The organism is Tumebacillus algifaecis, from assembly GCF_002243515.1.
Classification (GTDB): domain Bacteria; phylum Bacillota; class Bacilli; order Tumebacillales; family Tumebacillaceae; genus Tumebacillus_A; species Tumebacillus_A algifaecis.
Genome location: NZ_CP022657.1, coordinates 3,285,491 through 3,310,272, shown reverse-complemented (window position 1 = coordinate 3,310,272; position 24,782 = coordinate 3,285,491). Strand labels below are relative to the sequence as shown.

22 protein-coding genes and 1 pseudogene are annotated in these 24,782 nt (G+C 49.7%); 11 read left to right on the top strand and 12 right to left on the bottom strand.

Features of this window, described 5'->3' with window-relative positions; all coding sequences use genetic code 11:
- Nucleotides 1–299: 299 nt before the first annotated feature.
- Complete coding sequence (locus CIG75_RS14280) at nt 300–1,196, bottom strand: hypothetical protein (protein ID WP_094237251.1); 897 nt, start codon at nt 1,194–1,196, stop codon at nt 300–302.
- Nucleotides 1,197–1,670: 474 nt separating this feature from the next.
- On the opposite strand from CIG75_RS14280, the gene CIG75_RS14275 reads away from it, so the two are divergent.
- The 3 genes and pseudogenes from CIG75_RS14275 (at nt 1,671) to CIG75_RS14265 (ending at nt 6,430) form a co-directional block, all read left to right on the top strand.
- Nucleotides 1,671–2,711 (top strand): acyl-CoA dehydrogenase family protein, encoded by a 1,041-nt coding sequence (locus CIG75_RS14275; RefSeq protein WP_094237250.1) that lies wholly within the window; start codon nt 1,671–1,673, stop codon nt 2,709–2,711.
- 101 nt (nt 2,712–2,812) lie between these two features.
- Nucleotides 2,813–4,551: pseudogene (locus tag CIG75_RS14270) on the top strand (ABC transporter ATP-binding protein).
- Between the two features lie 34 nt (nt 4,552–4,585).
- Nucleotides 4,586–6,430, top strand: coding sequence for an ABC transporter ATP-binding protein (locus CIG75_RS14265; protein WP_227874436.1), 1,845 nt, complete (start codon nt 4,586–4,588; stop codon nt 6,428–6,430).
- Here CIG75_RS14265 and CIG75_RS14260 read toward each other — a convergent pair.
- Nucleotides 6,415–6,837 carry a hypothetical protein gene (locus CIG75_RS14260; RefSeq protein ID WP_094237248.1) on the bottom strand — a complete coding sequence of 141 codons (423 nt, stop codon included), beginning with the start codon at nt 6,835–6,837 and terminating at the stop codon, nt 6,415–6,417. The two genes, CIG75_RS14265 and CIG75_RS14260, sit on opposite strands and share 16 nt — an antisense overlap.
- A 384-nt stretch (nt 6,838–7,221) precedes the next feature.
- Here CIG75_RS14260 and CIG75_RS14255 point away from each other — a divergent pair, with 384 nt between their 5' ends.
- From CIG75_RS14255 to CIG75_RS14240, 5 genes are all read left to right on the top strand, one after another.
- A complete protein-coding gene (locus CIG75_RS14255) occupies nt 7,222–7,905 on the top strand; it encodes an MgtC/SapB family protein (protein ID WP_094237247.1) in 684 nt (227 codons plus the stop codon).
- 42 nt (nt 7,906–7,947) lie between these two features.
- Nucleotides 7,948–8,325, top strand: coding sequence for an MmcQ/YjbR family DNA-binding protein (locus CIG75_RS14250; RefSeq protein WP_094237246.1), 378 nt, complete (start codon nt 7,948–7,950; stop codon nt 8,323–8,325).
- A gap of 16 nt (nt 8,326–8,341) precedes the next feature.
- The gene (locus tag CIG75_RS20790; protein WP_157729568.1) at nt 8,342–8,506 is read left to right on the top strand and encodes a hypothetical protein; all 165 of its coding nucleotides are present in this window, start codon (nt 8,342–8,344) and stop codon (nt 8,504–8,506) included.
- Nucleotides 8,507–8,582: 76 nt separating this feature from the next.
- Complete coding sequence (locus CIG75_RS14245) at nt 8,583–9,257, top strand: LytTR family DNA-binding domain-containing protein (RefSeq protein ID WP_157729567.1); 675 nt, start codon at nt 8,583–8,585, stop codon at nt 9,255–9,257.
- 131 nt (nt 9,258–9,388) lie between these two features.
- The gene (locus CIG75_RS14240; RefSeq protein WP_094237244.1) at nt 9,389–10,882 is read left to right on the top strand and encodes a succinyl-CoA:acetate CoA-transferase ScpC; all 1,494 of its coding nucleotides are present in this window, start codon (nt 9,389–9,391) and stop codon (nt 10,880–10,882) included.
- A 675-nt stretch (nt 10,883–11,557) separates the two neighbouring features.
- Here CIG75_RS14240 and CIG75_RS14235 read toward each other — a convergent pair.
- Nucleotides 11,558–12,382, bottom strand: a complete 825-nt coding sequence (locus tag CIG75_RS14235) for a hypothetical protein (protein ID WP_094237243.1) — start codon at nt 12,380–12,382, stop codon at nt 11,558–11,560.
- Nucleotides 12,383–12,517: 135 nt separating this feature from the next.
- Here CIG75_RS14235 and CIG75_RS21540 point away from each other — a divergent pair, with 135 nt between their 5' ends.
- Nucleotides 12,518–13,480 (top strand): protoglobin domain-containing protein, encoded by a 963-nt coding sequence (locus CIG75_RS21540; RefSeq protein ID WP_157729566.1) that lies wholly within the window; start codon nt 12,518–12,520, stop codon nt 13,478–13,480.
- Nucleotides 13,481–13,675: 195 nt separating this feature from the next.
- On the opposite strand, the gene CIG75_RS14225 is transcribed toward CIG75_RS21540, so the two are convergent.
- The 8 genes from CIG75_RS14225 to CIG75_RS14190 all read right to left on the bottom strand — a co-directional run bounded on the left by CIG75_RS14225 (nt 13,676) and on the right by CIG75_RS14190 (nt 21,863).
- Entirely contained in the window at nt 13,676–14,215 is a 540-nt protein-coding gene (locus tag CIG75_RS14225) for a spore coat protein (RefSeq protein ID WP_094237241.1), read from the bottom strand.
- Between the two features lie 521 nt (nt 14,216–14,736).
- On the bottom strand, nt 14,737–15,942 hold the full coding sequence (locus tag CIG75_RS14220; RefSeq protein ID WP_157729565.1) for an alpha/beta hydrolase: 1,206 nt from the start codon (nt 15,940–15,942) through the stop codon (nt 14,737–14,739).
- 437 nt (nt 15,943–16,379) lie between these two features.
- A complete protein-coding gene (locus CIG75_RS14215) occupies nt 16,380–17,180 on the bottom strand; it encodes an ExeA family protein (RefSeq protein WP_094234888.1) in 801 nt (266 codons plus the stop codon).
- Nucleotides 17,173–18,528, bottom strand: coding sequence for a DDE-type integrase/transposase/recombinase (locus CIG75_RS14210; protein WP_094234887.1), 1,356 nt, complete (start codon nt 18,526–18,528; stop codon nt 17,173–17,175). The genes CIG75_RS14215 and CIG75_RS14210 overlap by 8 nt, the downstream gene beginning before the upstream one ends.
- A 44-nt stretch (nt 18,529–18,572) precedes the next feature.
- The gene (locus CIG75_RS21275; RefSeq protein ID WP_227874229.1) at nt 18,573–19,220 is read right to left on the bottom strand and encodes a DUF6431 domain-containing protein; all 648 of its coding nucleotides are present in this window, start codon (nt 19,218–19,220) and stop codon (nt 18,573–18,575) included.
- 334 nt (nt 19,221–19,554) lie between these two features.
- Nucleotides 19,555–20,451, bottom strand: coding sequence for a DUF4062 domain-containing protein (locus CIG75_RS14200; protein WP_094237239.1), 897 nt, complete (start codon nt 20,449–20,451; stop codon nt 19,555–19,557).
- 22 nt (nt 20,452–20,473) lie between these two features.
- On the bottom strand, nt 20,474–20,920 hold the full coding sequence (locus tag CIG75_RS14195) for a hypothetical protein (RefSeq protein ID WP_094237238.1): 447 nt from the start codon (nt 20,918–20,920) through the stop codon (nt 20,474–20,476).
- Nucleotides 20,907–21,863 carry a ParA family protein gene (locus CIG75_RS14190; RefSeq protein ID WP_094237237.1) on the bottom strand — a complete coding sequence of 319 codons (957 nt, stop codon included), beginning with the start codon at nt 21,861–21,863 and terminating at the stop codon, nt 20,907–20,909. The genes CIG75_RS14195 and CIG75_RS14190 overlap by 14 nt, the downstream gene beginning before the upstream one ends.
- A 210-nt stretch (nt 21,864–22,073) precedes the next feature.
- On the opposite strand from CIG75_RS14190, the gene CIG75_RS20950 reads away from it, so the two are divergent.
- Entirely contained in the window at nt 22,074–22,373 is a 300-nt protein-coding gene (locus CIG75_RS20950; protein WP_094237236.1) for a hypothetical protein, read from the top strand.
- Nucleotides 22,374–22,744: 371 nt separating this feature from the next.
- On the top strand, nt 22,745–23,302 hold the full coding sequence (locus CIG75_RS14180) for a GerMN domain-containing protein (RefSeq protein WP_094237235.1): 558 nt from the start codon (nt 22,745–22,747) through the stop codon (nt 23,300–23,302).
- Nucleotides 23,303–23,612: 310 nt separating this feature from the next.
- Here CIG75_RS14180 and CIG75_RS14175 read toward each other — a convergent pair whose 3' ends face one another.
- The gene (locus CIG75_RS14175) at nt 23,613–24,680 is read right to left on the bottom strand and encodes an acyltransferase (RefSeq protein WP_094237234.1); all 1,068 of its coding nucleotides are present in this window, start codon (nt 24,678–24,680) and stop codon (nt 23,613–23,615) included.
- Nucleotides 24,681–24,782 lie beyond the last annotated feature (102 nt).

Here is a 24,782-nt window from a genome sequence, read left to right as displayed (position 1 = left end):
TAGATGTGATTCCCAGCCCAGATGCTCTCGATTTGCTAGCTTGCGTCGATTCTATATCCCCTTATTTAACATGAAGATATGACTTTGTACAATCACTCTTTTACATTTGAAAGTGCTCAGCAGAGAGGATTTGAGCGGCAAGTGTCTAGGGATCAGATCGCAGAGCAGGCCGACTGTGTGCTGTATAGGATTACATCTGGCTACTGAGAAGGGCCGCTACTGAATGTGAGGATATAGGAGCGAAGGAAATGAAAAACGCCGCCAACGCTTAGGTGGCGGCGTTTTGAACTATGCGTTTACTATTCCGAAGCTGTTTCAGATGGGATTTCTGGCGTGATTTCAGATGCAGGCGGAACGATAAATTTTTTGATCAGTCGCAGGCTGTCTTTGTGACGAGAGACGAGCCCTTTTTTATTTTCAAATTTCTTGGCGATCTCGATCGGCTTTTGGGCTGGTTTCAACACAGGATTGCGACGGGAAACCATACCATTGCTAAGGTAGAAGTTATGTGTGATCAGCGTCTTGTTGGCCCGAAGGACGTACTCGATCACATAGAACAGTTGATCGAGGTTGCGAGAGAGCATTTTGAAAGAGTCACGGAACAGAAAACTGATCTCGCCATGTTGGATCTGAGTCAAATCCTGTAAAAGCTCGCCGTCCACAACCTGATCGAGATCGGGCAAGTCTGCGAGGTCTGCGGGTTGAGGCTCATACGTTTTGGGTAAACGGGTGGCTCCAGCCAGTTGATGAAACGCTTCCCAAGCGAGCGGATAGGTTGTTGGCAGAGTTGCGAACACATCGTCAGGTCTTGCCGTCACTTGATCGGCTGCCTGAGTCAGATCGACTTCCGCAAAATATTGAATCGCTTGGCTGGTCACCTTTCGGATGTCCGTGTTGTCAAGAATTCCTTCGGTGTGGTGGAGGTTGTCCAGTTGCGGGCTGTTGCGTACGGCAAGCACCACCAACCCGTTGATCTCAGGATGAAAAGGCATATAAAACGTCCCCTCTTCCAATGCGGTCAGGAGCAACGTGGAGCGAAACTTGTCATCGTTCCAGCGCGAGAGGAGGGAAGCCAAACGATTATCAATGTCATGCGTAACTGCGGCTACCGTGTTTTCGCTAACTTCTTTGCTTCTCAAAAACGGGCCGAGATGTTCGGCTGTGTATGTAGTGATGAGGTTTGTAATGATGATCACTCCTTGAATGGATGCTGTAAAGCATTACGTGTATGATTACCTGCCAAGTGCTGGTCGATTCTGTCTACTCTCCCAGTTTACGAAGCAAGCGAGCCTGCCCAATCGCAAAATTAACTTCGTTCCATTGGACAGAACGGATGGTATCGCGTCCTCGGGTGAGGATTACGTAACGGAATCCTCGCTTCCATTATGACACAGGTTCTGGGAGAATTGTAGCTACGATCAATGGATCGGAATGTGCTCGCTCATCCTCAACGTGAATCACTGTGGGAGCGACGGCGAGGTGCATGGTGACTGACAAGATGGGCCGATGCGCTCGGCGCGATCCACTATTGCAACGAGCCGGAAAGGGGACGAGGCGTTCAGATCGCGCAGGGAGACCGCACTACCATGATGGTATCGTTGGCAATAGAAAGTTCTCGTTAGACAGGGTACTTGGGTCGTAGATTTACGAATCGGAGAGGTGTGCTTAGGATGACAACAAACCAAGGAAATCGGTTGCAGGAACTGCTACACCAGCATCTTCGCCCGCTGGTGAAAGACATCGATGAACAGGGCAAATACCCGGGCGACTTGGTCAAACTATTGGGGCAAGCAGGGTACTTTTCGGTAGGTCCAGCAGAAAATCTAAAGCTGATTCGTGACGTGGCCACCGTCTGTGGGTCCACAGCTTTTGTCGTGTGGTGCCAAGCGGCGGCGATCAGCTTCGTATATCACGGGAACAGCGAGTTGTTGAAAAGGGAGCTCTTACCTGCCCTATTGAGTGGTGAGGTTGCAGGCGGGACGGGCATTTCAAATGCGATGAAGTTTTACGCAGGCATGGAAAATTTGAGATTGAACGGGGAGCGGACGTCGTCAGGCTATCGAATCGAGGGGACGTTGCCATTCGTTTCGAACCTCGGGCCGGACGCATGGTTTGGCGTCTTGTTTCAAAACGGTGAAACGCAGCGTGGAATGGCGATGGCAGCAAGTGGTCTGGTCGGCCTTACGCGAAAAGAGGTCGATGGCTTCCTCGGCTTGAACGGGACGGCTACTTTCAGCTGTCAGTTTCAGCATGTTGAGATTCCAGAGTCCTACATCCTGACCGACAACGCAGATGAATTGATTGCGAAAATTCGTCCAAGCTTTCTGCTGACGCAGACCGGGGTGGCGCTTGGCGTGACCCAGGCTAGTCTGAATAGCATGTTTGCTCTGCAAGCGAAACAAAAAGGGGCGAACTCCTTCCTGAATCATCAGCCGGAAGGACTTCAATCGCGCCTCGAGCGGCTGACGGAGCGGGTCGAACGGTTGGCCGAACATCCGATGGCAACAAAAGAATACTTCAAAGAAGTCGTCAAAGCTCGGCTGGATGGTGCTTACCTGGCGCTCGATGCCGCACAAAGCGAGATGATGCACGCCGGAGCGGCAGGATATGTCGCTGGGAGCTCCACATCGCGCCGACTGCGCGAGTCGCTTTTTCTCACGGTCGTCACTCCGGCTGTGAAGCAGTTGGAAAAGATGCTTCAGAAGCTGTAGCGCGGTCGAAACGTCATCAGGCGAATGAACATGTCGATTTTCGATTACAACAGGAAGTGGCTTGCACAATCTCGAAAAGGGACAGGTAAGGGGGGCACAGGATGAACTTTTTGAGACCTTATCTACGTAAATATGCGTGGCCTTTTAGTGTCGCCGTGTTGTTTTTGACATTTGAAGCATTTTGCGACTTGATGCAGCCGACGATCATGTCGATGATCATCGATGAAGGGATCGCCAATCGGGACTTGAGCTATGTCTTCAAGATGGGCGGATTGATGCTGTTGATCACGGCGCTCGGTGCTATTGCCGCGTCGGTGCGCAACGTGGCGGCAAGCGTAGTTTCACAAAATTTTGGAACGGAACTGCGCTCGGACTTATATCGGAAAATTCAATCACTTCCTGCGCGCAATCTTGACAAGTTCGATCAGGCCTCGCTCATCACGCGGGTGACCAACGATGTGACGCAGGTGCAAGCGTTTGTCAACGGGATGATGCGGATTTTTGTCAAAGCCCCTTGCTCTGCATTGGCGGTTTGATCATGGCAACTCGCTTGAATCAGGAATTGGCTGTCGTGCTGGCGATCGTCGTGCCGATCGTCGCCGTGCTGATCGTTGTGAACATGAAGATCGGATTCCCTTTTTTCAAAAAGGTGCAAAAGTCGCTCGACCGAGTCAATGGTGTGATGCGGGAGTACCTGTCGGGCGTGCGAGTCGTTAAAGCGTTCAATCGCTTCGATTATGAAGTAGCGAAGTTCAATGGCGCCAATGAAGAGTTCCAACAGCGCTCGGTGGCGGCGGCACGTGTGATCGCGGTATTCAGTCCACTGATCATGCTGACGCTGAACATCGGGATTGTAGCGGTGCTGTGGATCGGTGGCGTACGCGTCAGTGACGGTGAAATGCAGGTTGGACATATCATCGCGTTTACCAACTACATGACACAGATTTTGTTCTCGCTGATGCTGATCTCGATGGTATTCAACATGTTTGTGCGCGCGCGTGCTTCTGCTGGTCGGATCGGCGAAGTGTTCGCAGAGGAGAACGCGATGACGTGGCGTGAGGAGCAACCGACAAGTGGCGCAAAACAGCAAGGGCGGATCGATTTTGAAAACGTGACTTTTTCGTATGACGGGGAACCTGTGCTAAAAGAGATCACGCTGACCTGCTTGCCAGGCGAGACGATCGGCTTGATCGGTTCCACAGGTTCGGGGAAAAGCAGTTTGGTCTCCTTGTTGCTGCGGTTCTACGATGCTGACGCGGGCACGATCAAAGTGGATGGTCACAACATCATCGATCTCAATCCGAAAAAGCTGCGCGAACAGATCGCCATCGTTCCGCAGAAAACCACGCTGTTCACCGGGACGATTCTGGACAACATCAAATGGGGCAATGAAAACGCGACGCTTGAGGAGATCGAGCAGGCCGCCCGCATGGCGGAGGCGCATGACTTTATTGCTAGCACACCAGAAGGCTACCAGACTCGTCTGGGGCAGGGTGGCGTCAATCTGTCGGGCGGACAAAAGCAGCGTCTGTCGATCGCGAGGGCCTTGGTGCGCAAACCGCAGATTCTCATTTTGGATGACAGCACCAGCGCAGTGGACGTGGCGACCGAAGCGAAGATCAAAGAATCGCTGAAAACGTATGCCGAGGGACTCACGTGCATATTGATCGCCCAGCGGATCACTTCGGTGCTCGATGCGGACAAGATTGTGGTGTTGGATCAAGGAGAGATCGTAGGTTGCGGGACACATGATGAACTGATCAACAACTGTGAGATCTATCAACAGATCTACCAATCTCAAATCGGCAAGGAGGTGCAGCAGCATGGCGAATCGGTCTAACAAGGAGGGACGAGCAACACAGCAGGCGCAGGTGATGGCGGGTGGTCCGCGACCGGGATTTGGCGGACAGGCGAGAGGGCCTGTCGTGAAGCCAAAAAACTTTAAAGTCACTTTGCAACGACTGTGGCATTATTTCGGGAAGGAACGGAAGCGTTTGTCGCTGGTTTTCATATTGATCATGATCGACGCAGTGATCATGTTCTCGACCCCGTATCTGATCGGGAAATCGGTCGATGCGATGTCAGCGCAACAAGGGTTGGTCGATTTTGGAATGCTGGAGATCGCCGTGCTCGCCTTGCTGGTCGCCTATCTGGCCGATGGAGCTTTGACCTTTTTGCAGGGTTGGCTGATGGCGGGCATCGCCCAGCGAATCGTGAAAAATTTGCGCGGGGCGCTGTTTGCCAAACTGCAGAAGCTCCCAGTCTCCTTTTTTGATACGCGGACGCACGGAGAATTGATGAGCCGACTGTCCAATGACATTGAGAATGTGAGCAACACGATCTCGCAATCGACGACGCAGTTGATGTCAGGTTCGATCCTGATTTTAGGCACGCTGGTGATGATGATCGTGCTCAGCCCGATTTTGACCTTGGCGACGCTGATCACGATCCCGCTCGTCTTTTGGCTAACGCGCAGCATCGCCAAGCGAACCAGCGTATTGTTTAAGAGTCAGCAGATGCATCTTGGTAAACTGAATGGTCATATCGAGGAAACGGTGACCGGGCTGCAGGTGGTCAAAGCGTTCAATCATGAGGAGAAAGTCATTGCAGAGTTTGAGGAAGTCAACCAAGCGCTGCGGGAAGTCGGGTTAAAGGCGCAGATTTGGTCGGGCTTTTTGATGCCGATCATGAACGTGATCAACAACCTTGGCTTTGCGGTAGTCGCCGTTGTCGGTGCGGTGTTGGCGATTCAAGGAGATGTGACGATCGGGGTGATCGCCAGCTTCTTGACCTATTCGCGACAGTTTGTCCGACCGCTCAACGATTTGGCCAATACGTTTAACGTCTTGCAGTCTGGTGTTGCCGGAGCGGAGCGAGTGTTTGAAGTGCTCGACGAACAGGAGGAGCCAGCCGATCGACCAGGTGCGATCGAGTTAACCGATCCGAAAGGTCATGTGGTGTTTGACAAGGTGAGCTTTGGCTATCGTCCCGATGTGCCGATTCTAAAAGAGGTCAGCTTCGAATCGGTGCCGGGCAGCAGTACCGCTCTCGTCGGCCCTACGGGAGCCGGGAAGACTACGGTGGTCAATCTCCTGACCCGTTTTTATGATGTGACGGGCGGGACGATCTATCTGGATGGGCGGGATATTCGCGATTATACGCGGGACTCGTTGCGCAGGAGTTTTGGGATTGTGCTACAGGACACGTACCTGTTTTCGGGGACGATCAAGGAAAATATTAAGTATGGCCGTCCGGATGCGACAGATGAGGAAGTGCAGGCGGCGGCGAAGTTGGCCAATGCTGACGTTTTCATCAGGCGCTTGCCGAAGCAGTATGACACGATGTTGACCGAAAATGGCAGCAATCTCAGTCAAGGACAGCGTCAGTTGCTGGCGATCACTCGGGTGATACTCGCCAAGCCTGCGCTGTTGATTTTGGATGAAGCGACGAGCAGCATCGACACGCGAACCGAACTGCATATTCAGGAGGCTTTGCTCCAAATTTTGAAAGGGCGCACCAGTTTCATTATCGCGCACCGCTTGAATACGATTCGCGACGCCGATACGATCATGGTGGTTGACCAAGGTCAGATTGTCGAACAGGGCAGTCATGATGCGTTGATCGCCAAGCAGGGTCGTTACTACAACATGTTCGTGAATCAGTTTAAAAATCTAGACATGGAGCTTGAAGATCCTGAAAAAAGTCACGAACTCTCCTGAGTCCGTGACTTTTTTATCCGCTGTGCGAACAGGGAATAGGTGATGCCGCCAATTGTATACATCACGAGATCAAGCGGGTCACTGACACTGCCCGTTCGATAAAGCGGTGTGAGGTACTCCCACCCCAGACCGGAAATCAGCGTCACGGTGATGCAAGCGGGCAAGGACGTAATGCGCAACTGACGGTGCGGATACAGGGATAGCAAGAGATTGATATAGGGTAGATAGAGCCACATGGAAAGCGCATCGTTAAAATATCCGTGGATAAACAAATTGCTTGTCAATTTTTTGAATACGTTCTCATTGAGCAAAAACAGGGCGAATGCAAAGGTAGGTAGTGCTACATTTAACAGAAGGAAATGATTACGAAACCAAGAACAATACCGCCTGCGATGATGAGAACCCATGAGCAACCGCTCCTTTTATTGGACACTGTGCGACAACCCCTTTGAATTTTTTGAATGAATTGTTTTTTATCGTACCATACTGAGCCAATCCAATTCCAGATCTTTGCAGAGAAGATCTGGAGTCACCTGCACGTTTCTTGCAGTTGTAACGCTACATCAGGTGCTGGTAGGCGCGTCATACGACCACACAAAACCAGTCTCCCGAATGGGCGATTGGTTTTGTTTTTATGGATCGCACGTAGCGAAAGCGCTTCCTTACGCTTGTCAAGTTGGCTGTTGCATGGAGAAGGTTTTGATGATTTGCCTGAGAAAACGTACACTACAGAAGAGAGTTGATGGAAAGCGATACACGTACATCAGGTTCAGGCAAAGGAGTTAGCGATCATGACCTATCATTTTTTTATCAAATTGGGCCTCGCTCTGTTTCTGGGACTGCTCATCGGAATCGATAGACAGCTGCGCAACAAGCCGCTCGGTGTGAAGACCAGCATGGTGATCTCGGTAGCGAGCTGTTTGATCACCATCGTCTCGATCGAGTCGGTGCATCGCTATTCGGAGCCGGGGCATACCACGATGGACCCGATGCGTCTGGCTGCTCAGATTGTGAGCGGTGTTGGTTTCTTAGGGGCGGGCGTGATCTTGCGCAGAGGGGATGATGTGATCTCCGGCCTCACCACCGCATCGATGGTCTGGGCCGCTTCCGGATTGGGCATTGCGGTGGGAGCTGGCTTCTATCTGGAATCGATTACCGCGATGTTGCTGATCATTCTGGCGATCAACATCTTCCCTTCTTTCATCAAAAAAATCGGACCCAGCTCACTTCGGGAACGGGAGTTGTTTGTCAAAATGATCGTCGATGTGGAAAACGAAGAGCAACTCGACCAGATTTTTAAAGAGATCAAGCACCTTGACATGCAGGTCAGACGCGTGAAAATCAAAGATTATGAACAGAATCGCCAATCGTTGGAGATGATCCTCATCTCGCCAAAAGAGCGCTACACTACCCACGTGTATGCTGCGCTAAAGTCGATCGAACACATGGTTTCCGTGGAAGTTCAAAGCAGGTAAAATCAAGGCAGCAAAGGTAAATGGAGTCAAGGAGGCACACGGATGAGCGAGAAGCAGGTGAGATCAGAACGAGGCATCGACGTTCTACAAAAAGTACGCGTGATTTGCCAACGCTTGCCGGAGGTGACAGAGGCGGTGGACAAGTTTGGTCACACATCGTTTCGGGTCAATGACAAGCCATTTGTGATGATGGGCGAAGGAAAAGGGGAACTCTCTTTGTCGATCAAGACGTTGCTTACGACACAAGAGGTGCTGTTGCAACGCGGAGGATTTACGAAGACGAATTACATCGGTCACCATGGCTGGGTGACGCTGGATAGCACAGATGATGTGGATTGGACAGAGCTGGAAGAATTGATGATCGAAGGATATTTGCGAAGCGCACCGAAGCGGCTCGTGAAACAAGTGATGGCGCCCTGAGGAGGGCGTCTTTATTTTGAAGGGAATCGTGAGCGGCAAGGGGGCATCTGAACATGACGGTTCGGAGGGGAGCACTGCTCTTGTCGAGGATGGGATCGTGCTGACAGATGTTGCATCGCCAAGGGTAGGAAATCTGCGGGCTATTCGCGGAGGCGGTGGTCGTCTTGGCGAGCAATCGTGAGGTGGTTGCAAGTTCCGCCAGTGTCTCTGCATGGTACAATAGGCGGGTGCGCATAATGAGTCAAAGGGTGAGGACTATGAATCTACAAGCCTACCAGCAACTGATACGCTCGCTCAGCGCCTTGGTGCCGCAGGAAGCGGCGATTGCGTTGTCCGACCAATCACAATATGTGTTGTACCGCCCGAGCGGTGCGATCGATTTGAACATTCAACCGGGCGATCCACTGCGGCAGGGTTCGATCGCCAAACAAACGCTTGTCGAACGAAACAAAGTGGAGCACTTTGTTTCGCCCGAACTGTTCGGCATTCCGTACTACGGTTTAGGAACGCCGCTGTATGATGGGGACGAGCAAGTGGTCGGCGCGATCACGCTGATCATGCCGCCGGAAAGAATGCACTTGTTGCCGAGCGTGCCTCGCACCGCCTACATCACTGGACAGTACGACAATCTGTTCGTCCCGGTGCACGAGAGCGAGATCGCCTATTTTTCCAGTGCAGATAGCACGACCTACATGCATACCGCAATGAAGACGTACAAAATCAAGCAGACGCTTCAGGCATTAGAGTGGGCGTTGCCGAGCCATCAGTTTGTCCGATGCCATCGGGCGTTCCTCGTCAATATCGGTTGGATTCGCCAAATTGAGCGCCATTTTCACTCCACTTTTATGTTGGTGATGAAAGATGAGAATGGGTCGAAAATTCCAGTCAGCCAAAAGTATGCCAGTTCCTTTCGAACGTTGTTAGGTTTCTAAGACTGTTATTCAGCCCCCTTTTTTCTGGTTCAGCGTGGGATCTTCTGTTCTGCGCCAAAAGTGATGCGGGGTCTTGTCGGCGATGATAAGATGATGAAAGCGTTATCATACAGATAATTGGGGGTACGATCATGATCGAACAACGAATTAGAAACCGTGCCTATTTTGATAAAATAATGAATTCTGACCAAGCGGCGCTCCTGATCAAAGACGGGATGACCGTAGGAATGAGTGGCTTTACGCGCTCCGGTGATGCAAAAATTGTGCCGCTGGCGCTCGCAGAGCGTGTGATGAAAAGCGGAGAAGAGCTTAAGATCAACCTGTTCACAGGTGCGTCGATCGGTGATGAGGTGGACGGCATCTTGGCGGAAGCAGGGATTGTGAATAAGCGACTGCCGTTTCAGAACGAACGTAAAATGCGGAACAAGATCAACCAAGGTGAGCTGCTTTTTATCGACCAGCACTTGTCACATACGGCCGAACAAGTGCGTAACGGATTCTTGCCGCCGATCGATGTGGCACTCATCGAAATTGTAGCGATCACAGAAGAGGGCTATATCATTCCGACTACATCGGTGGGTAACTCTTCGATTTTTGCGGAGCTGGCAAGTCAGATTATTTTGGAATTGAATGTAGCGCAGCCGCTGGGCTTGGAAGGGCTGCATGATATTTATGAGCCAGGGATGCGCGGTAAGCGGCAACCGATTCCGCTGACGTCTGTCGAACAGCGCATCGGGACACCGTATATTGCGATCGACCCAGAAAAAGTGGTAGCCGTTGTAATTACTGAAAAATCGGACTCGACTTCTGCGATCAAAGCGCCAGATGCTGAAACGGAAGTGATGGCTGGACACCTGATCGATTTTTTTGATCAGGAAGTGAAACAAGGCCGATTGCCATATAATTTGGCGCCGTTGCAGTCGGGGATCGGTTCGGTGGCCAACGCCGTTTTGCATGGTTTTTTAAAGTCGGATTGCACCGACCTTGAAGTGTATTCTGAAGTGTTGCAAGATGCGGTCTTTGATTTGATGGATGCGGGGAAGGTGAAATTTGCGTCAGCCTGCTCGATCACACTTTCGCCGGAGCGTGCGGCCGAGGTGATTCCGAATATTGACAAGTATCGGGACAAGATCGTCTTACGTCCTCAGGAAATCTCCAACCACCCGGAGATCATTCGCCGTCTCGGGCTGATTGGCATCAACACAGCGATCGAATGCGACATTTATGGCAACGTGAATTCGACGCATATCATGGGGAGCAATATGATGAACGGGATCGGGGGTTCTGGTGACTTTGCTCGCAACGCTTTGCTCGGTATCTTTGTCACCAAATCGACTGCAAAAGATGGCAAGATCTCAAGCATCGTGCCATTCGTCTCGCATATCGACCACACCGAGCATGATGTGGACATCATCGTAACCGAGCAAGGACTGGCCGATCTGCGCGGTCTTGCGCCTCGTGAACGGGCCAAAGTCGTGATCAACAACTGTGCCCATCCACTTTACAAGGACGCCCTGCTCGACTATTATAACGAAGCGCTCAAGCGCGGCGGCCACACGCCGCATCTGTTGGAAGATGCGCTGGCTTGGCATGCACGCTATCTACAAACGGGCTCGATGCTGTAAGGAAAGAACGCTACAGAAACCGATCTGTGGCGTTTTTTGATCTTCTGTCATCCTACCGAACGAGGAGCAGGCAGAGCGGTCAGCAGAAGATTGGCAACAAAATCGAGCACCGTACACCCTTTGTGAAGGGCAGTGTTTGCTTGATGGATAGGCGGAGTCGCATGGATGAGAAATAGAAAGAGCTTGGTATCATTTCGATACCAAGCTCTTAGCGTTTCGATCAAACTTAGGAGAACCAGATTCAACGATCTGGAAACATCGCAAGCCCTACCTCTCTTGCGACCATATGGCTCCGAAGACCATGCCTGTTTGAATCCTCGTTCACTTGTGTTGAAGCATTTCGAGCAACGAATGAGACTCCTGATGAACAGGACCTCACAAAATTCTTCTCTATCAATCCGATTCTCTAATGATCGTCGTTGTGCTTGCGGGAATGAATCTATCAGCAGTAGTAGATATAAATTATAACTAGTTTTCGTACTGGTGTCAACGGGGCACTCAGCATGAGCGTCTTTTGTTGTTAGCCAACCGATGTTCAGCGTGTGGTGATGCGTTGCACACCGACCGCGGAGGTCGTGCCAACTAGGCTCGGGCAGGAGGGAAGGTGTGGAATACTGGCCGAATTGCTCAGTGGAACAAGAAAAGGCAGGGTCAGCCCTGCCTTTTCTTGAGTTACTACAGTCGGTTATGGTTTTTGAGCGTGAGCAGGATCAAGGTGGACATGTACGGCTGCCAGTACAGCAGGTCGTGTTCATCGTTCCAGCCGCCATCTTCGCGCTGTGTGGTGCTCAGATGGGTGAGCAGTCTGTCGAGCAGGGCGGGCGGTACGGCCTGCGTCATTTCTGAATGGGGATCGGATATGTAATGGCACAGGGTAAAGAAACTTTTCTCTGGCGCTTTCTCCGCCAATTTGATGATGTTTTGGATCGTCGCCTCCCGCAAAGGACGAGTGTCCGCCGTGTCTTCTAGGGTTAGGTAATAGTCAAAGGCTTGGAAAGCCATGAACAGCCAGTCGTTGTTGGCAATCTGCTCGACGTTGAGATGTTCTGCTGCCCATTTCGCTGTCGATTCTTCTAAAACGGGCGTGCTGAGCCCGAGGCGGCGCAAATTGCCGACGGTGGATGCGGGGACGGTTTGACCATTTTCGCTCCACCACGGTGCATATGGAAAGTTGTGCAGCGTGGGAGGATTTTTCAAGGAGCCATCTTCGGCACGGTTGCGTTCAACCCATGCTGAGCTGTTGTCGAACAGATTCCCGGCCGGAATGCCAGTCTCCCGCACAACGGTCAACAAGAATTCTAAGGCCAGCGGATTGGAATCTGGGCATTTGATGTCATGCTCCATACCGTGCCCGAAACCACCGTCCTCATTTTTATAAGCGAGCAGGCTGTGGTGCAAATGTTGAAGGGAGCCGCCGTCGAACAGATAGGAAAACAAGCTGCGCTCCCAAAGTGCACCGTGTTTGAAAACAAATTCTCGTGTCTTGTCAATTGATACCATTATAGGCATTCTCCTTCATTTTCTAGTCATTGATTGGAAATTTCGCGGTGTTCTGTCGGTGTTCCTGCTCTGGTTTGAATGATATAATAAAAAATAAGCAGGAAGTAGAAAGGGCTGATAGGGTTGGCGGTTCATTTGAGTCAGCAATGGGCACGAATGTTTAAATATAGCGGGTTGCAAGAAGAGGATTTGCAGCTCTTGCGAGATCATCAAGCTCTATTCGAAGCGAGCAAAGATGAGATTGTGGACGGCTTCTATGTCGAACTTCAAAAGCATCCGGCGTTACAAGAGATTGTCAATGATCATAGCACGATCGAACGACTGAAAAATACGCAGTATGATTATTATGTATCGCTTGCTAATGGTGTGATCAATGATGAGTACGTGCAGACCAGGGAGCGCATCGGTCTCGTTCACGCCCGCATCGGGCTGACTCCTGACTGGTTTATGAGCGCGACCAATGTGTATGTGAGCCTGTTTTCCGATCTGGTGCGAGGGCATGAGCAGGAAGTCGCTTTGGTTCGGGCGTTTACCAAGCGCCTGCTGTTCGACTCCTCGATCATCTTGCAACAGTATGACAATACGTATCGCAAGAACATGGAGCAGATCTCGCAAGACATTGGGACCTCGATGAATCATGTTTCGACGATTGCGATGCACTATGCGCTGTCCGCAGAGTCGCTGTCCAGTGCGCAGGAGAACATTTCGGATTCGATGAAAAAGCTGACCTCGTACAGCGAAGAAATCGAAGCGGTGATCCAATTGGTCATGGGCATTGCCAACCAGACGCATCTGCTCGGTCTGAACGCTCAGATCGAATCGGCCCGTGCGGGCGAGCATGGACGTGGCTTTGGCATCGTGGCCAACGAAGTACGCAAGCTGTCCGAAGAGGTCAAACGATCTTCGAAAGACATCCAAAGCTCTGTGGTGCGTATCATCAACCAAGTCGCGCAGATGAACGAGCAAACGGCCTCTACTTTGAGTATTGCCACCGATCAAGCGGCGTACGCTCAGCAATTAAACGCTTTGATCGAAGAAGTGGAGGCGGCGACCAACGAGTGGAATGAACGGTCGCGAGCCAAGAAGCAGGGAAGCTGAACGAGTAGCAACGAGTAGCAACGAGTAGCAACGTGTAGCAACGTGTAGCAAAAACACACCACCGCTTTTGTAGAGCGGTGGTGTGTTTTTGTGTACATGATCAGCGCTAAGGGCAAACAGCAAGAGAGTTTTGGAAGTCGATCGGGACAAGCGAGAAAAAAGCTGACAGGCGTTACGCCTTGTCAGCTTTTCGTTTTAGCGCGTTTGGAACGCATGCAAATACGTCTTGGCTGTATGTTCGTTCATCGTCGGCACTTGATACTGACCGCGCGCATTGAGGTATTCGAACACTTCATAAGCCTGATAGTTGCAGGAATTGGCACCGTTTAGCAGGAGTTGACGAACGTACGGATCGGCACATTCCAGCGAAGCGCACATCTGATTTTTGGCAGAATTTTTGTGAGCGAGCAACAAAGAGCGTGCGATCTGCAGGTCAGAAAACTGGCCCTGCCCCATTGGAGTGACAGGAGCTGGGTTGCGCAGACCGTATTGGACATGGCGAGGTGAGGTCACTTGCGAAAACTGCACTTCTGTCGGCACGACCGCACGATAATCGTGCGTGTAGGACACCAACTGGTTGTAGTGATGCATGGCATGGGAGTGGTGACGGTGCATCAGATCTAATAGTGCCGGGTCGCTGCACATCTTGGCACACATGGCAAGATGGTCGATCAGGCAAACCTGCTCGTTTAACACTTCATGGACCTGCATCGATTCATGAGCTCCAAATGGCATGTCAAAACACCTCCAAAAGCTAGTTTACTTGGTTCACCGCACATAGTCTGTCTCACTTCCTGACGTCTATACAAGCTGAATTCTGTGCGCTGGCCAGAGGCGATTGGGAGGAACTTGAGAGGCTTGTTAAAAATCATCGCCAAAAGAAAAGAAACAGCATCCAAGGGATGCCGTTTCCAAGTCGTACCTTTGTAATTTGAAGCGATTCGAGCGTGTAAAACGCGACGGTGTGGAAGCCCTACTCCATTCGTCTGTTTACCTATGATGAAGGGTTGCCAGCTTATACGGTGCGTAGCTGGTGCTCAAAAGCTGGAACAAAGGCGTCCCTTGCGTACGATCGGTGCAGTACTACTAGATGTTGCTATCAACAGTCCCTGTTTTCAGATCATGATCTACTATTTTTAACATGTCGTCAATTTGTAATTGGATCAACACTGCTATAAAAGAGATGAGTCTGATTCGCAACGCATCACCGATCCGGATAGGGGGTGTGCGGTGCCAGATAGAGAAATAGGCGGTTCTTAGTTACCAAATAATGCGACAACCGCGTCGGCAAACGTTTCACGCCAGCAGACCCAGTCGTGACCACCTTTAAATTCGGTGAAGTGCACGTTGGCCCCTTTTTGGCGGAGTTGGTCGCGAATGCTGTAGTTGGACTCGAGCACATCTGCCTGTTCACAGTTGCCAACATCCATGTAGACGTTCAGATGCACAGAGACGGCCTTTTCCAACTGCTTCATGAACCATTCCGGCTCTCCGTCATATCCCCAGGCGAAGGAACCGGACTGGGAAAGCACATTGCCGTACACGTTCGGGTTTTGCATCGCTACGATCATCCCCATCAACCCGCCGTTGGAGCATCCGCCGATGGCAGCATGCTTCGGGTCGGTGCTGACGTTGTAGTGTTGGCGAACAAATGCGGTGACCTCTTCTGCTGCAAATTTGGCAAACAGTGCAGTCCCACGCATCTCTTCGTTGCGGCGATCATTGGCGTTGACGAATACGGCGACGACCGGAGAAATTTTCCCGTCGGCCACTAAATTATCCAAGATGGTTGGTGCAGAAACGATCTTGTCATACTCAAACCCGTCAAACAGCACCAGCACGCGATAAGGCTCGCTATCAGCCGAATAGCCCGGCGGTGTGTAAACCCAGACACTGCGCTCGTTCTCTAAGACTGCGCTTTGTAAACGATGCTGGGTGATCTCTCCTTGCGGCGCATGTTGGCGCACGGCGCGGTAAAGATTGGGCTCAAAGCCTGGGTAGTTCAACACCGCTACGGTCGTATCTTTCGTCGCTGGTTTATCTGGGTTGGCGGGGTGGACGAGGAAGTTTCGGTTCAGCGGATCTTCCTGTAAATTGGCTAAGCGCGCAACCCAATCATCTTCGAATGTATCATTTGGCGAGACATAGTATTCGGCAACCGAACGCAGCTTCGTTTGCAGTGTTCGATAATACAAATCTGTATCGAGCAGGCGTGTCAGCTGAGCTTCTTCTAAACGCCAGCCAGCCGGACCGCCCAGCGTATAAACGTTCTCGGTTGACTCTGATTCAGATTGCCAGAGGAAGGTCAACAGCACTTCTTCTTCGTTGTCCGTCTCTTCAATCAGGGGAGCGCCTTCTTGCGCGATATAGTCCCAAAATGCTGAAAGCGCATCTGTATTTCCGGCCTGCAATTCTCTTTCGAGATGGGCGATGGTTGGGCTTACCTTCGTTTCTGCCATCATAATCGACCCCCTATTTGATTCGTGAATAAGCATTCCTAGAGATAAATTCCATTTTACTTTCGAAAATCCTTTGTACCCAAGAAAGATTTCTCCATAACTTCTTGATATTTTCTTGAATCATTTTGGAAACCGATTATTTATGATGTTTCCATCACAAGAGATTCAGGAGGGATGGACGATGAACCCGGTGTTGGAAGTTCGAAATGTGAGGAAGGGCGAAGACGGTGACAACAGCGTTGAATGTGGAGTGAACGGTGTGAATCATTGGTGGGTGCTCGTTTTCTAAGCTCAACTTTTAGAGGCTGGAAAAAACGAGGTGTGGTATTGTGTTACTACTGCCCTATAATGTCCGTAAACTGACAGGCTTTGCTGTCCAAGAGTTGACGGAAATGATGACCGCGTTAGCGGTGCCACCCCTGAAAGGAAAAGCGGGAGAATTAAGTCAATTCTCCCTCGATCACCCGTTTTATCATGTGGTCGTCAATGATCCGGTGCTTGTTCGCTGCACCGTAGATCAGACTATGTGTCGCCGCTTTGTTCACCAAGCGAACTGTACCGCTCGAATAACGGTAAATCTCATCGATCGCACCGTCCGTAAAAAGATCCCGGCTAACGCCGGCATATTCCAAATGACGTGAGATATATGCTCCCACTTGTGAGCGGTCGTAGTGAACAAGTTTGCATTGCAGATCAATTCTTTGGCGAATAGCCGTGAACGTCTGCAGTTGCAGACGTTCCCACAACTCATTTTGCCCGACCAGGATCAAGGCCATAGGACTCTGAGCGTCCATTCTGAAGTTGAGCAAAAATCGCACTTCTTCGAACATCTCCTTGTCCAACAAATGCGCCTCGTCAACCACCACTACAGGCTGTAAGCGATGAACTCCTCGCATCAATTCAATTTCCCGATGCAATTGTCGCTTACTGTCTCCTCGATAAAACTTCGCTTCACACCCCAATTGTTCGAGCAATCCTTTGTAAAAATGGCGTGGCGTTAGCTTCGAATCAGATAAATAGAGCAATTTGAATCTCGATGAGTCAAGTACATCTGCAAACCGGCGGATCGTCGTTGTTTTACCCGTTCCGCAGTCACCTGTCACAACTGAAAACCATTGCCTTTCGGCGGTATATGCCAACCTCTCCAGCGTTTCTTCCAAAACATCTGAAGCATACAACTCATGAGTCGGCATGTCGCGTGAAAAAGGTGTTCTCGTCATTTCGTAAAACGCTTCAAACATCCGGCTGTGCCTCCTCCCGCATCTTACGGAACGAGACAGCGCGTGTCTGACGTTCTTTTCGAACTTGATTCTTCTTCTCTGCAGCGACCAATAACCGCGAACCATTTGCTGAAACTGTTTCAATTGTCGATGGCAACGAGGGGCGTTGTCCTGCCCATTCACCGATGGTCAGCTCTTTCGCCTGCCACGGCGTGTGATTGCCATATTCAATGGTAATTGTTGAGATGTCACGCGGGTCGTAGACGACTTCCACTCTATGCCCGATGAACGGGAGCCCAACCTCGTATTTTTTACCCATAAAGCTGATACAACCAGCCTTGTCCACTTTTCGGGATTCGCTGTGTAGGAACGCATCCGCGATAATTGATTCTTCGACGAGTCGGAGCGGTGTCGAGTCGCTACGGAACGCTACCTGAGGGCTTGAACTGTCATCAAGTGCGGAGTGGGGCTTGGTCTGGTAACATTCGGTGAGCCAAACTTGAAACAATTCATTGAGTTGGTCGAGTGTTTGCGGCTTTTCCAACATCACTTCCGCAAGGAAACTGTCTATGACTCGGTTGAAACGCTCGATCTTCCCCTTGGATTCGGCTGCATATGGTCTCGTAAAGCGAAGGCGAATACCTAGTTTGGCGCATGTGCGAGTCATGCTTTTGGTTCGAAATTGCTTGCCGTTATCAAAGTAGACAGATTCAGGAACGCCACTTGTTTGGATTGCGTAACGGAAACAGTCTTCCACAATCGTTTGATCGAGTGTCGGATAGAATGCGGCATGTAACACATAACGTGTCGCATCGTCGATGAATGCAACGAGGTACACCTGCTTGTTAGCTCCGCCTTCACCAATCGGTAGATAGGGCCCGAACTTGATATCGCTTTGCCACAAGCGGTTGCGCTGTTTGTGTTGAAAGCGTCTGGCCGCAAGGCCGGCGGTTGAGTAAAGTCGCATATGGCGAGTGCTGTAGCCGCGCTCCATCAATTTCTCTTGCAACGTGCTACGCTTAATCTCACCGGGCTTGGCCAAACCTTCCCATTCGAGTATCTGAATGATTTGCGCGACACTGCGACTTGGTACTTCTCGACGAAGCAGAATCGCTTGCTCTAGCAGATAAGGAGTGATCGCTTCGGCTGATCGCCGCTTTCCCATTCCTTGAGGTCGAAGTCCAGCGAAGCCGTCGGTTCGATAGGCAGACAAATAGCGTCGAAGAGTTCGCTCGGATAAGCCCGTCTGTTCACAAATGGCTTTCTTCAGTTCCTTGGCTTTGCCAGGGTCAATCCCTTCGGCTACTAGCGGAGAGATCAGTTGCATGCGCTCTGCGGCGACTTCTTCCGCCTTTTTTTCGTTATTCATAGGAGTCTACAGTCCTTTCCAATAGGATGTAGATTCACCATATATCAAGGGATGTCGGACAAGAAGGCAAAACGGGTATGTACCCATAATTGAGAATGAACGATGGGGCGGACAACTCTCGCCAGCCATCCGACGCCTTGTCCGACAAAATGTCCGATCCGTTGGAGTGCAGATGATGAAGGTACGGACAATGCCTCCACCGGATTTCCTGAACGCGACGCAATTGTTAATAAACAATTCACCCAATACTGCCAACACTTCCCGAACCAAACGCGCCAGCGGTACAAGGTCGATTCATCTGCTGCTACGTCTGGAGCCTGTCTATTAGACACAACTGATTCGAGGCATTCGGTTTCATAACGTTTGTAAGGGACGAGCAAATCCGGTAATTCATGATGAATCCGCTCGCAACCTTTGCAACGCAAACGACGAATTATGTAGGTGATCTGATCGCCGGTTGGCTTTCGCCCGACGCGCCTCCGACTCCCGATTGTGTACAAGTCATCTTCACATATTGGGCAAATATGCTTCTCTGCACTCCGTATGAAAAACACCAAGCTTTTCTTCAATTTGATAATGAGATACAATAACCATATGGTTTTTTTGGGGGACGACTCTGGTGCAACTGTTGGCGCAGTGGCACATCTTTCAGAGGCGTCCTTTTCCTGTTCTAGGATATGTATGGTGGTCATTATATCCGTCAACCTTTGGACAGGCAATAGCGTCAGCTTTTGGTCATTTAGAATCGGCTGTTACAGTATTGGAGTCAAAATGATTCTTGGTAGCTCTAAAAAGGAAAGCTGGTCCGAAACAAAAGATATGACTTGAAAGAAATCTTAGAGAAAGTACGCTATACACAAATGGTTAGAGTCCTTGGGTTCGCTGTCAGGCCTATTCTAGGACTCTAACCATTATGTTGAAAGCAGAAAGCAACTATAGCTTCGCCCAATAGTTGTTCGTTTACCGAAAAGCAATTCAGTATTTTAGATGTTGTGCGAAAACGACAAATGTAGATGTCACTAGATTTTACCTTTCTTTGCTTTCCAGTTCATCCCGATCTAGGGTTATTAGACTGTCATCCCATAATTTCACAGGAGAGTATACTACAGTTTCGTCATGATCGAAAATCGTTTTGGAGATTCGTAAGTACCATTGGATGCCATTTAGGACTTTTGCCCATTCAAAATGACTTTCCCATGGGAGTGGTTTGACCAAATGGAATTGGTTCTGACGCAGAAGACCGTTAAGTTCTGTTACCGTCGAGAAAGTTATTTGATCGGGAATGTTTAGCAGTGTTTGAATCCTGACGCACGCAGGGTGTTGATCTGGAAGACGGGCTTGGATCATGGGCGGGAGTTGCTGTGTGGTATGTTTACATAAGGTTCTGGATCTGTCATTATGTTCACTTAGCAATCTCTGAAAGAGTCCTAGTAATTGCTCGTTTAACATATTCGTGATATCGTTTGCGGTTGTAAAAGTGAAAATTGGGCGATTGGTTGCGAATTGTTCCAGCTCTTCGATGAAGTTAAAGATTCTTGTGTCGGCCACAGATGCGTATGTTATGGGTTTGTTTGCTTTGTTCAGCTTATAGATTCCGAAATCTTGGTACACGTAGCGGTCGATGAAGATATAGGTCTGTTTCCCGTGGAGAAGTGCCCGACGCAATTCTTTTTGTGAGATGGAGTATCCTTTTTCTGCAGATTCAGATCCATAACGCTTTCCCACGATGGAAATGAGAATGTCGCAAAGTTCGATTTCTTTGTAACAATCTTCCTCAAGTGCCTCCCCGTTCCCATAAGGGACATGACCGTTTTCAGATAGGACAGCTTCAATACCAAGGTTTCGTAAGGAGTCTGCAACAACCTCACGTACGTGTTGCAGGTCGTGGATTGTTGAGCTGATGAATGCCCTTGGTTTTGCCATGACCAACCCTCCTTCCACGTGTTCATTCCGAGCCGATTTTTATTTCGATTGGTTCAAGATGAGTCTGATGAGTTTTTATCATCGAATCCATCCGATGCATTTGATAATGCTGAACGATAAGGTTTAGCAGATCTTCCTTTGTCTGTTTTTTGGTAAACGGAATCCCGATCTGTTGGACCAAGGCCTGGAGTTTCATTTTGTGTGTGAAGTAGTCTGAGCTTTTTAGAAAAGACCTAAGTTTCATAGTGTCCATTTCTGATAATAGCTCCAGATCACAAGGTGCTACCTTGAAGTCTAGCGTGGTAACTTTTCTTTTTTGTGGTGCTTTCGGTTGATGTTCTCGTTCGGAGACGTACTGTTTGACAGCTTTTAGTATGTAGTCGAAAGCATCTGTGAGTTGTTCTTCAGGCACAAGCTTAAGTATTTGGTTAATTTGTTCGAACATTTGAATTGCATCAGATGTTTGCATCTTGAAGTACCTCTTTTATACGAATTTGAAACTCGGTCACCAGATTGGTGAGGCATATGACCTGCTTTTCTGCATTTGTTTTTTCTTTGGGGAGATATTCATAGGCATAGATAGGGACAGTATGTTCGGAAGACAGTGTGATACCATCCCCTTCAACTAAATAACTGTCGAAAACATTTACGCCCTTGTTGCGAAGTGAGTTAATAAATTTGCGGTGATAAGGTCTAGGAGTGCCTCTATATTCACGAACACGATTGAAGATGGTTCCGCCAAATTTTGTTACTGTATAGGGGTCAATCGTATGTACGTGGGCGCAAAGACCAGCGAACTGTTGATCGAACTTCTCCATGTAGTTTCGAATTAGCGAAACACCGATGGTGGACAGATGATCTGGCAATGCAGGAACGAGGTAGAAATGGCTTGTGTAAAAGGCGTTTTGAGTAAGATAAGAAACGCTGGGAGGGCAGTCGAGGAAAATATAATCGTACTCATGTTCAACTTGGTCCAACAGATTTTTGAGGACTGACAACTTTTGAATTTCGTGTTGCGCATACTCACCATATTCCAATCCGTGCTTTTGGAATTGAGCGAGTTTATGATCTAAAAACCTCAAATCTTGATGAGAGAGGATGATGTCGACATGATTATAGACATTGCCAGGTGAAGACCTCACCATTTTCTTTTGAATAATTTCATGTGCGAGGACGGGGATGTTCCGGAAGTAACCGTCAAACACATCGTTTAATGTCCGCTGGTGATCCTCATACACTTTTTGCATATAGGACTCAGCACCGATCGCAAGGTACGAGAGATTACATTGTGGGTCTAGGTCAATCAGTAGGACTCGCTTCCGCTTATAAGCGAGACCTGTGGCGAGGTGGTAGGATAAGGTGGTTTTTCCAACCCCACCTTTCCAATTGATAAGACTGGTGACGATTGCCATCGATAAACCCTCGCTTTCAACAAAAGTTTCAGTTTAGAACAATATTATGTATTTCAGGTAAATGCAAAATAGCACTCCTCAGCGAAATGAAAATGGTATACGTCCAAATGCCTCCATTAGAGATGAATCACCGAAAGATCTACGATTGTTCAAAGCCTTACTCTCAGGCGATTTCATCCACCACACTTGAAAGGAGAGGGGGCAAATGAGGTGCAACGGGGCTCATTATTTGCCGACAGCATGGATGCTGCAAGTTTTCGACTAGTAAATGAGCTGTTTGAGTATGAACCGAATTTAAAATATAGGAACGCATCCCAATCCCAGCTGTCATTTGATGATACGGAGGTTTTTAGTAGTCCGATGGGGCGTGGTGGTTCGCCAGATCACGGTACTGATCCGATTGTTGACGAGAACGCAGACACCAGAGGAACTATTCGAGTTGAACGGTTTACTGTCACCGATAAGTATGAACAAGAAACCGTTTTTAGCCATCACGCAATACTGACATAAGAAAAAAGCACCTGCTCATGAGCAGGTGCCTCTTTCATCCCGATTCTTACATGCCACGATGACGACGGCAACGAACGATGATTGTGCGGCGGCCACAACGGAAGGTCGCAGTTTGACCAGGGTTGAGGTTGATACGAACCACACGACGGCGACGAATAATCATGAGCTTTCCCCCCTTTCTTACAGATGTACTACAAGATATGTAGAAAATCGCATACTGGAAAGGGACAAACCTCAGGTGTGAAACATGTATTTTCTCCTGTGACAAAAGACTGGGCAGTGTGCCATTCGTCCCATTTTTCTCAAGTGGCGTAACTTCTGCAGCGCGCTTGACGTCATACTGGTACACAACTTGATTGGAGGGATTGACTATGAAAAAGCGGATGCTCGGGTTTGCGCTACTGATCGGTGCAAGCCTTGTGATGACGGCGTGCGGATCGTCGCAAACGGCAAAACAACCCGCTCAAACGCCTGAACAACAGCAACCTGCGGGGTCGCAGTCGTCGCCTTCGGTCAACCGCGATGATGTTCCAGACGCTAGCAAAGAGGAGATCACCGTTTATCGCGGCAACCAAGATGGGACGGCTGTGGTCAAGGAGAAACATTCGATCGCCAAGATGGAGAGCAAGGAGAAAAAGATGACTGTGCTGTTCAACCTGCTTCAGGAAAGCGGCCAGAATTCAGCTCCCTCCGTACCGAAACGCGTGCAATTGAAGAGCGCTGTTCTGGCAGGCGACGTGCTGACGCTCGATCTGAGTCAAGATGTGCAGAGCATGAGTTCCACGGAGGAAACGATCTTCATGGAGGCTCTTCCGAGCACAGTCTTTGATAATCTGACAGACGTCAACACCATCAAATTCAAAATCAACGGTGAAGATGCTCAAGCGCTTAGTCAGATGGACGTGTCAAAAGGCATCGCCAGAAAGTAAAGGCAGACATGCTGTGACGTTCCATATCGGTACATGGACCGAAGTTTGACCGAACAAGCGATCTGGATCGTCGATACGTGCAGCTGTCTGGTGCGGAAGAGCGATCAAGGGGATCGCGTTGGTCCTAGCTCCCCTTGCTTTCTTTTGCATAAGCGTCAGAATGGTAAGAATATCGAATGCGTAGTTGCAGGTGAAAAGTTGTCTACGATCTGGAAATGGATGTACCTTTGTAAGTCTGGTGTGTCGGGGACGCTGTATGCGACCGTCTTCCGCCTATCAAAAAGAGACCCTCGCGGGGTCTCTTTTTTTGTTAGGCTTGCTGGTTGCGCGGCGCTGGTTTGGCTTTTTTGCCGCTGTAAACGCCGCCGAGGTAGGTGGTGAGTGGAAGGTGGGAGCCGATCCAAGTGAGCCCACAGGTGATCAAGGTGACGATCAGATAGAGCATGATCATGCCAAGATTTCCATCGAGCAGACTGCCGTACCCGTATTTTCTCATCTGGTTGCCAAACAGGTTCAGGACTAGAGGGTGGAGCAAGAAAATCAGGAAAGACTGAGCGGAAAGCCAATCGAGGAGTTTCCCGAAGCGACTTTTCGTGTCTGCGAAACGCATTGCTACCACGTAGAAGAACAAGAATGACAGAATCGTGTACAGCATCACGCTCGGTTTGACCGAGTACGCCCATTTCTTGGTGAAGTAGCCGTCGAGGAACACGATGGCAAGCGATGCGATCCAAAGTGCACCGACCAGCAGGCTGTTGCGGCGCAGTTTGGGTTCCCAGCTCTGCTTGTGCAAGGCGAAGTACATGCCGAACACAAAAAAGAACAGCCAATTCGGGAAAAAGCTGATCCGCCAGCCCAGATCCCAATGCATGTAGGCGGCCACTTGGGCAAAAAGGGTGAGCAGGAAGGAGCCGCTGAGCACCCAGAGTGGCTTGCGGTTCATCGCGTCACGCAAAAGCGGGTACAACAGGTAGAGCTGGAAGGTGATGATCAAAAAGTACAGATGATAAAAGGCCGTTCCATAATAGAGATGATCGAGCGTCGGCGACCACAGGCGCGGGATGCCTTCAAAGCCGTTGTTGCGCAAAAACTCGCGGGCGATGTACAGAACATAGAGCAGGGTCCACAACACGTACGGGATCAGCACTTTGCCCATCCGTTTGCGTTGAAATTGCAGGTAGCTAAGCTGAGGCCGCCCCATCTCGATCTTGTAAAGCACAAATCCTGACAAGAGGATAAACAAGGGCACTGCGTAGCGCATGATTTCGTTCCAAGCGCGGCCAAGTGTCGTGTCGGTCACGTAACTGGCCGTGATATGGATCGCAATCACCGATAATGCTGCGATGGCACGGATGAAGTCGATTTCTCGCAAGCGCATGACTGCCAATCACCTTTCTCATAAGAAAATCATCAGTTCGATTGAGATCATAAATCATAACTATTATACCAGCAATTCAAGCAAAAAAGGCTGGAAGACCAG